The sequence below is a fragment of the Streptomyces sp. FH025 genome (assembly GCF_017427025.1).
Classification (GTDB): domain Bacteria; phylum Actinomycetota; class Actinomycetes; order Streptomycetales; family Streptomycetaceae; genus Kitasatospora.
In genome coordinates this window covers 1-7660 of record NZ_JAFLNG010000370.1, presented here as the reverse complement: position 1 = coordinate 7660, position 7660 = coordinate 1, and the positions used below count along the sequence as shown (strand labels likewise).

General features: G+C 71.5%; 9 protein-coding genes and 1 riboswitch. Of the genes, 7 read left to right on the top strand and 2 right to left on the bottom strand.

Annotated features, from left to right (window positions below; genetic code table 11):
• The coding region (locus J0670_RS23860) for a globin domain-containing protein (RefSeq protein WP_243437429.1) at nt 1–1125 on the top strand (1125 nt) is incomplete at its 5' end.
• A gap of 25 nt (nt 1126–1150) precedes the next feature.
• Here the strand turns inward: J0670_RS23860 and J0670_RS23855 are convergent.
• Nucleotides 1151–1693: an NUDIX domain-containing protein gene (locus J0670_RS23855; protein ID WP_207813703.1), complete on the bottom strand. Its 543-nt coding sequence runs from the start codon at nt 1691–1693 to the stop codon at nt 1151–1153.
• Nucleotides 1694–2044: 351 nt separating this feature from the next.
• On the opposite strand from J0670_RS23855, the gene J0670_RS23850 reads away from it, so the two are divergent.
• Nucleotides 2045–2836 (top strand): helix-turn-helix domain-containing protein, encoded by a 792-nt coding sequence (locus tag J0670_RS23850; protein ID WP_307806661.1) that lies wholly within the window; start codon nt 2045–2047, stop codon nt 2834–2836.
• Nucleotides 2837–3066: 230 nt separating this feature from the next.
• On the top strand, nt 3067–3486 hold the full coding sequence (locus J0670_RS23845) for an SsgA family sporulation/cell division regulator (protein ID WP_207813701.1): 420 nt from the start codon (nt 3067–3069) through the stop codon (nt 3484–3486).
• 111 nt (nt 3487–3597) lie between these two features.
• Here J0670_RS23845 and J0670_RS23840 read toward each other — a convergent pair whose 3' ends face one another.
• Nucleotides 3598–3978 (bottom strand): phage holin family protein, encoded by a 381-nt coding sequence (locus J0670_RS23840; RefSeq protein ID WP_207813700.1) that lies wholly within the window; start codon nt 3976–3978, stop codon nt 3598–3600.
• A gap of 108 nt (nt 3979–4086) precedes the next feature.
• Here J0670_RS23840 and J0670_RS23835 point away from each other — a divergent pair, with 108 nt between their 5' ends.
• The 4 genes from J0670_RS23835 (at nt 4087) to thiC (ending at nt 7584) form a co-directional block, all read left to right on the top strand.
• Nucleotides 4087–4404 carry a cupin domain-containing protein gene (locus J0670_RS23835; RefSeq protein WP_207813699.1) on the top strand — a complete coding sequence of 106 codons (318 nt, stop codon included), beginning with the start codon at nt 4087–4089 and terminating at the stop codon, nt 4402–4404.
• Nucleotides 4405–4435: 31 nt separating this feature from the next.
• Entirely contained in the window at nt 4436–5107 is a 672-nt protein-coding gene (tenA, locus tag J0670_RS23830) for a thiaminase II (protein WP_207813698.1), read from the top strand.
• A gap of 184 nt (nt 5108–5291) precedes the next feature.
• Entirely contained in the window at nt 5292–5492 is a 201-nt protein-coding gene (locus J0670_RS23825; RefSeq protein WP_207813697.1) for a DUF5326 family protein, read from the top strand.
• A 148-nt stretch (nt 5493–5640) separates the two neighbouring features.
• A riboswitch (TPP riboswitch) is annotated at nt 5641–5775 on the top strand.
• Nucleotides 5770–7584, top strand: coding sequence for a phosphomethylpyrimidine synthase ThiC (gene thiC, locus J0670_RS23820; RefSeq protein ID WP_207813696.1), 1815 nt, complete (start codon nt 5770–5772; stop codon nt 7582–7584). Its footprint overlaps the riboswitch before it by 6 nt.
• Nucleotides 7585–7660: the final 76 nt, after the last annotated feature.

Sequence of the window (7660 nt, the reverse complement as noted above, 5' to 3'; positions counted from 1 at the left end):
GAGCTGATCCGGGCCAGCCTCGCCGTGGTCGAGCCGGTCGCCGACCGGGCCACCGCGCACTTCTACGCACTGCTCTTCCTGCACCACCCCGAGCTGCGCTCGCTGTTCCCGGCCGCCATGGACGTCCAGCGCGACCGCCTGTTCCGCGCCCTGCTGGCCGCCGTCCACGGCGTCGACGACCCGGCGGCCCTGCGTACCCGGCTGGGCGCGCTCGGTCGAGGCCACCGCCGCTACGGCGTCCTGACCGGGCACTACGCCCAGGTGGGGGAGTGCCTGCTGGGGGCCCTGGCCCGGTACGCGGGCGGCCGCTGGGACGCGGCGACGGAGCTGGCCTGGCGCCGGGCCTACCGGCTGGTCTCCACCCTCATGATCGAGGCCGCCGAGGAGGCCGCCCGTACCTCGCCGCCCTGGTGGCAGGGCGAGGTGGTCCGGCACGAGCGCCGCACTCCGGACGTCGCGGTGATCACCGTCCGCCCGGACCAGGCGTACCCGTTCCGGGCCGGCCAGTACTGCGGCCTGGAGACGCCCTGGTGGCCACGGGTCTGGCGGCACTACTCCTTCGCCTCCGCGCCCCGCCCGGACGGGCTGCTGACCTTCCACGTCAAGGCCGTCCAGGCGGGCTGGGTGAGCAACGCGCTGGTCCACCGGGCCGCCCCCGGGGACGTGCTGCGGCTGGGCCCGGCGGCCGGCACCATGACCGTCGACCACACCGCCGGGGCCGACCTGCTCTGCCTGGCCGGCGGTACCGGGATCGCGCCGGTGCGCGCCCTGGTCGAGGAGGCGGCCGCGTACGGCGTGCCGGGCCGCCGCGTCGAGGTGTTCTACGGGGCCCGCCGCGCCGCCGAGTTGTACGCGCTGGACGGCCCGGACGGGCTGCGCGAGCTGGTCGGCCGCCACCCCTGGCTGACGGTGCGGCCGGTGCTGTCCGGCACCGGCCCGGCCGGCGACGCGCTGACCGGCGAACTGCCCGAGGTGGTGGGCCGGTTCGGCCCCTGGGCGGGTCGGGAGGCGGTGCTCAGCGGCCCGCCCGCGATGGTGCGCCGAGGCGTCGGCGTGCTGCTGCGCTCGGGCGTGCCGGCCGAGCGGATCCGGCACGACCTGGTCGGCGAACCGGCGGCGGGCTGAGCCGTCGGGGATGCTCCTGTGGACGTCAGCCGAGGTCGGGCGCGAGGAGCGCGCGGATGCCTTCGATGTTGGCCGCCAGGTACGCCCGCAGCCGGGGCGGGACGACGTTCACCGAGGTCACGCCCTCGCGGGTGAACGGCAGCCGGACCACCTCGTACTCGCCGTTCGGGTCCGACACCTCGGGCCCGTGCCGCCGGGTGAGGTCCATCGAGGCCAGTCGGCAGACGAAGAAGTGCTGCACCTTGAGCCCGTGCGGGTGGAGCAGCGTGCCGTCGTCGTGGTGGGTGTGGCTGATGGTGTCGACGAAGGCGGGAACCACGTCCACGATCTTGCCGCCGAGTTCCTCGTCCACCTCGCGGTGCAGGGCCTCGACCACCGTGCGGTCGCCGTGCTCGACCCCGCCGCCGGGGGTGATCCAGTACGGGTGCGGCGATCCCGGCCGGACCCGCCGGATCAGCACGATCGAGGCCGGGCCGTACGGGTCGTTCGGGTCCAGCTCCAGCAGGATCGCCCGGGCGGTGCGCTTCACGACCGGGCGCGGTGGCGGGGTTCGGTTGTCGGGGCCCATGGCGACCTCCGGGGCTGGAGCGTTGTGCGGAAGTCTCCCGCACCGGGCGCGGCCCGAAACGCCGACCCGGTCGGGTGCGTCCGTTCGGGGGCCCGTTGTGCTCCAATACTCAACCATCGGGCAAATCGGAGCTTCCCCTCCGCTTGTCCATTCCGGGCATGGATGGGCAGGGACCGGACGAGGGCCGGTGCGAGGGATTCGGGCTTGGGGGCTGGGTGCGCCATGGATCAGATAGCGGAACCGTCCGAGAACACGGTGACGAGCACGGCGACGAGCAGAGCGGCGAACACGGCGACGAGCAGAGCGGCGAGCACGGCGACGAGCTCGGCGGTGCCGAGGGCCACGACGGCGGTGCCGAGGAAGACGACGGCGTCGAGGAGCGCCGCCGCCCGGGCCAGGGCGGGTCGCGAGCCCACCCTGATCGGCTCCGTCCAGCGGGCCCTGCGGCTGCTGGAGGCGGTCGGCGGCTTCCGTCAGGGAGCGACCGCCAAGCAACTGGCCCGCGCCGCCGGGCTGCCGCTGGGCACCGCCTACCACCTGCTGCGCACCCTCACCCACGAGGGCTACCTCCGCCGGGCCGACGGCCGGTTCTTCTACGGGGAGTCGGCGGCCGGGTTCGGCCGGTCCGACGACCGGCGGTGCGAGCGGCAGGGCCTGCGGGAGCGGATGGGGTGCCTGCGGGACGAACTCGGTGCCGCCGTCTACTTCGCGCGCTACCGGGACGGCGAGGTCCAGCTGGTGGACGTCGCCGAGGACCCGTCACGTCCCGCCGTCGAGCCCTGGGCGGACTTCCGGGCCACCGCCCACGCCCACGCGATCGGCCAGTGCCTGCTCGGCCAACTGCCCGAGGAGGAGCGCCGCGACCACCTGGCCCGGCACCCTCCGGTCGGGCTCACCCCGTCCACCCTCACCGAGGAGGCCGTCGTGCTGCGTCGACTCGCCTCGCTGCGGCCCACCATGCCGGTGCTGGAGCGTCAGGAATACGCGCTCGGAACGGTTTGCGCGGCCGTCCCCATCACCATCGGCCCGCTGGTGGCCACCATGGCCCTCTCGCTCCCCGTCGCCGAGGCCGACCGGCTGGACGCCGTGGCCCGTCAACTGCGGTGCAGCGTAGGGGCGATGGGCCCGTCGTTCGTATTCTGAGGTTTTTCGTTCATGGCCTGAAGCATCTCGATCAATCCCGGACGCCCCTTGTGCCACATGGGTTCTCTCTCGTTCACCATTTGAAAAAGCACACCTTGTCCACTACATCCCCAAACGTGGACGATGAGGATCGAACGTGGATTGCTTGCATAAAACCGTCGAAAACATGTCCGGCCGCCGACGGGACCCTCAGCACACCGTTGGCCGGGCAGAAGAGAGGTACTGGCGCCATGCAGCACAGCACAGTCCAGGGGCACCTGGTGATGAACCTCGTGGTCTCGCCCGAGCTGTCCTTCAGCATCGTGGTGGACCTGGCGTACGAGCCGGGTGACCCGTACGCGGTCCGGTTCACCTTCCACCTGCCCGGTGACGCCCCGGTCACCTGGGTCTTCGCGCGCGAACTGCTGCTCGACGGCCTGAGCGGGCCGGCCGGCGAGGGCGACGTGCACATCCACCCGGTCGGCGGGGAGCTCTCCGAGGTCTGCATCAACCTGCACTCCCCCAACGGCGACGCGCTGCTGCGCTCCCCGGCGACGCCGCTGATCGCCTTCCTGGCCCGCACCGACCGGCTGGTGCCGATGGGTCAGGAGCTCACCGGACGGGAACTCGACGCCCAACTCGCTGACATCCTCAGCGAGAACGCGGGGTGAGCGGAGCAGAGGCCGCTGCCGCCGAAGGCGGGGACGACGGAACGACGAAGGGGCCCGTACCCGGTGGACCAACCGGGCGCGGGCCCCTTTCGTGTGCGCGCACGAAGGCCGTCAGTCGTCGTCCAGAGCCAGGTGCAGGCCCCAGGAGACCAGACTGATGATCAGTGAACCGACCAGCGCCGAACCGAAGTTGACGACATGGAAGTCCAACTGGAGCTTGGTGGACGCCCAGGAGGTCAGCATCAGCATCAGGGCGTTGATCACGAAGGTGATCAGGCCCAGCGTGAGGATGAACAACGGGAGCGAGAACAGCTTCACCACCGGCTTGATCAGCCAGTTGATGAGGCCGAACACCACCGCGACGCCGAGCACCGTCAGCGTCTTGTGCTGCCAGTCGGCCTTGCCCTGGGCGAGTTGGATGCCGCTGACGATCCAGGCGGCGACCCAGATGGCCGCCGCGTTGATCAGTGTCTTGATGACGAAACCCTTCATGCCGACCAAGCCTGGCAGGCGTCCGGCCCCGGGGGAAGCTCCCCCCGGCTGGGTTGGTGTTGAATGCCACTGGTCCCGGAGGCGGACGGACGAGGGAGGACGTCAGCGGTGAAGCTGTTCCGGCTGGACGAACTGGACGCCGAGCGGGCGGACCACGACGGCGCGTACCTGCGCTTCCTGCGCGAACCGCGGATGTCCGCCGGGCTGTACGCGCTCTCCCCGGGCGACACCGACCCGCAGGACGCGCACGACCAGGACGAGCTCTACCAGGTGATCAGCGGCCGCGCCGAGTTGACCGTCGGCGCCGAGACCGCGACCGTCGGGCGCGGCACCGTGGTGTACGTCCCGGCCGGCACCCCGCACCGGTTCCACCACGTCACCGAGGAACTGCGGGTGCTGGTGGTGTTCTCCCCTCCGGAGGGCTGACCGTTCGGGGGCGACCGCTTAAGGTCGCGTCATGAGCACCAAGACCCTGACCGAGGAGCTCTGGGCGTCGATCGAGCCGATCTACGCCGAGATCCTCGCGCACCCCTTCATCGGCGGCCTCACCGACGGCACCCTGCCCCGCACGGCCTTCCGCCACTTCGTCGTCCAGGACTCGCACTACCTGCGCGACTACGCCCGCGCGCTCGCCGTCTGCGCCGCCAAGGCGCCCGGCGAGGAGGACGTCCGGGCCTTCGCCGACGACGCGGTCGGCGCGCTGGCAGCCGAACAGGGCATGCACGCCGAGTTCCTGACCGCCTTCGGCGGCAGCGCCGAGCAGGCCGCCGCCGAGCCGGTGCTGCCCACCACCCGGGCCTACACCAGCTACCTGCTGGCCACCGTCTACGGCGGCTCCTTCGCCGAGGCGCTCGGCGCCGTGCTGCCCTGCTACTGGATCTACGCCCGGGTCGGCGAGGCGCTGCTCGCCCAGGGCTCCCCCAACCCGCTGTACGCCAAGTGGATCGGCACCTACGGCGACGAGGCGTTCCAGTCCGTGGTGCGCCGGGTGCTGGCGCTCACCGACCGACTCGGCGAGGAGCTCTCCGCGGCCGAACGCCGCAGGGTGGTGGAGCACTTCACGACCACCTCGCGCTACGAGTGGATGTTCTGGGACGCCGCCTGGCGGGGCGAGACCTGGCCGGTCTGAGGCGTACCCCCGCCGGTTCTCGGGGGTCGTCCCGGGGGGTCGGCTCGGGGTGATCTCGGGGTTCTCTCCGGGCCGTCGGGCCTCGTTCCGCCGCTTGCGCCACCGTACGATCGAAGTACCGAAAGACAGCAGCGGGATGCGGCACCGGACGGCAGCCGGCCCCGAGGGGAGAAGAGGAACCGACATGGCTGAGCTCTGGAAGTCGCTGCCCTCCTGGGTGCGCAACATCGTCATCCCGGTGCTGGTGCTGGTGCTGGCCTGGAACATCATCGCCTTCGTGTTCGGCGTGGTCGGCGCACTGCTGAGCATCGTGATCAAGCTGCTGGTGGTGGTCGGCATCGCGGCCGCCGTGGTGATCCTCGTGAAGAAGGCCGCCCGGAACTGAGCCCGCTCCGCGGAGCACTCCGCCGAGGCCCGGCACCCCGTCCGCGGGGGCCGGGCCTCGACGCTTTCCGGACCCCGTCCCCGGCGCCGCCATCTGGACCAGCGGCGATCGGCTCGCTACGGTGTTGGGCGTCATGTGCAGGCAACACCGCCTGTGACGCGGGAGCTCGGAGCACCGGGCTGAGAGGGCGCTGACCGGACCGTCGACGGACGGACCGACGGCTGCGTCGACCGCAGGAACCTGACCGGGTAATGCCGGCGTAGGGAGTAGAGGTCCGATGACCACGTTCGAAGCACAGCCGCAGTCTGCCCAGAGCACCCCGAGCAGCACGGGCACCGGCTACCCGACCCCGGCCTGGCGCAAGGCCTACCGCGAGGGGTCCCGTCCCGACCTGCGGGTCCCGTACCGCGAGGTGCGGCTCACCAACGGCCGGTCCGTCCCGCTGTACGACACCTCCGGCCCGTACACCGACGGGGCGTACGAGCCCGACGTGCGGCGCGGCCTGCCCGCCCTGCGCGACCCCTGGATCCGCCAGCGCGGCGACGTCGAGGAGTACGACGGCCGTGAGCCGCGCCCCGAGGACGACGGCATCAAGCACACCTCGCCGCGCGGCGGGAACCTGCGCAACCTGGACGCCGTCTTCCCCGGCCGCCCGCGTCGCCCGCTGCGTGGGCGCGGTGGCGCCGCCGTCACCCAACTCGCCTACGCCAAGCGGGGCGTGGTGACGCCGGAGATGGAGTTCGTGGCGCTGCGCGAGGGCCTGGAGCCGGAGTTCGTGCGGGCCGAGGTGGCCCGCGGCCGGGCCGTCATCCCGGTCAACGTGAACCACCCCGAGGTGGAGCCGGCCGTCATCGGCACCAACTTCCTGGTGAAGATCAACGCCAACATCGGCAACTCGGCCGTCACCTCCTCGATCGAGGAGGAGGTGGAGAAGATGACCTGGGCCACCCGCTGGGGCGCCGACACCGTCATGGACCTCTCCACCGGCCGCAACATCCACACCACCCGCGAGTGGATCCTGCGCAACTCCCCCGTGCCGATCGGCACCGTGCCGCTCTACCAGGCCCTGGAGAAGGTGGACGGCAGGGCCGAGGAGCTGAGCTGGGAGGTCTACCGGGACACCGTCATCGAGCAGTGCGAGCAGGGCGTCGACTACATGACCGTCCACGCCGGTGTGCTGCTGCGGTACGTCCCGCTCACCGCGCGCCGCAAGACCGGCATCGTCTCGCGCGGCGGCTCGATCATGGCGGCCTGGTGCCTGGCGCACCATCAGGAGAACTTCCTCTACACCAACTTCGAGGAGCTCTGCGACATCCTGGCCGCCTACGACGTCACCTTCTCGCTCGGTGACGGCCTGCGGCCGGGCTCGATCGCGGACGCCAACGACGAGGCGCAGTTCGCCGAGCTCCGGACCCTCGGCGAGCTGGGCCGGATCGCCCGCGAGCGGGACGTCCAGGTGATGATCGAGGGCCCGGGCCACGTCCCGATGCACAAGATCAAGGAGAACATGGATCTCCAGAAGGAGATCTGCGACGAGGCGCCGTTCTACACCCTCGGCCCGCTCACCACCGACGTCGCCCCCGGCTACGACCACATCACCTCCGGCATCGGCGCCGCGATGATCGCCTGGTGGGGCACCGCGATGCTCTGCTACGTCACCCCCAAGGAGCACCTGGGCCTGCCCAACCGGGACGACGTCAAGACCGGCGTGATCACCTACAAGATCGCCGCCCACGCCGCCGACCTGGCCAAGGGCCACCCCGGCGCCCAGGCCTGGGACGACGCCCTCTCCGACGCCCGCTTCGAGTTCCGCTGGGAGGACCAGTTCAACCTGGCCCTCGACCCGGAGACCGCCCGCGAGTTCCACGACGAGACCCTCCCCGCCGAACCCGCCAAGACGGCCCACTTCTGTTCGATGTGCGGCCCGAAGTTCTGCTCGATGAAGATCTCCCAGAAGATCCGCGACGAGCACGGCGAAGGCTCCACCGCCGTGAACACCGAGTTCGACGCCGAGGCCCTGGCCGGCATGGCCGAGAAGTCCGCCGAATTCGCCGCCCAGGGCAACCGGGTCTACCTCCCCCTGACCGACTGACGCCGCGACCGGACCGCAAGGGCGGCCGTACCGGGGCGACGGATGCTCCCGGTACGGCCGCCTATCGTGCGCTCGG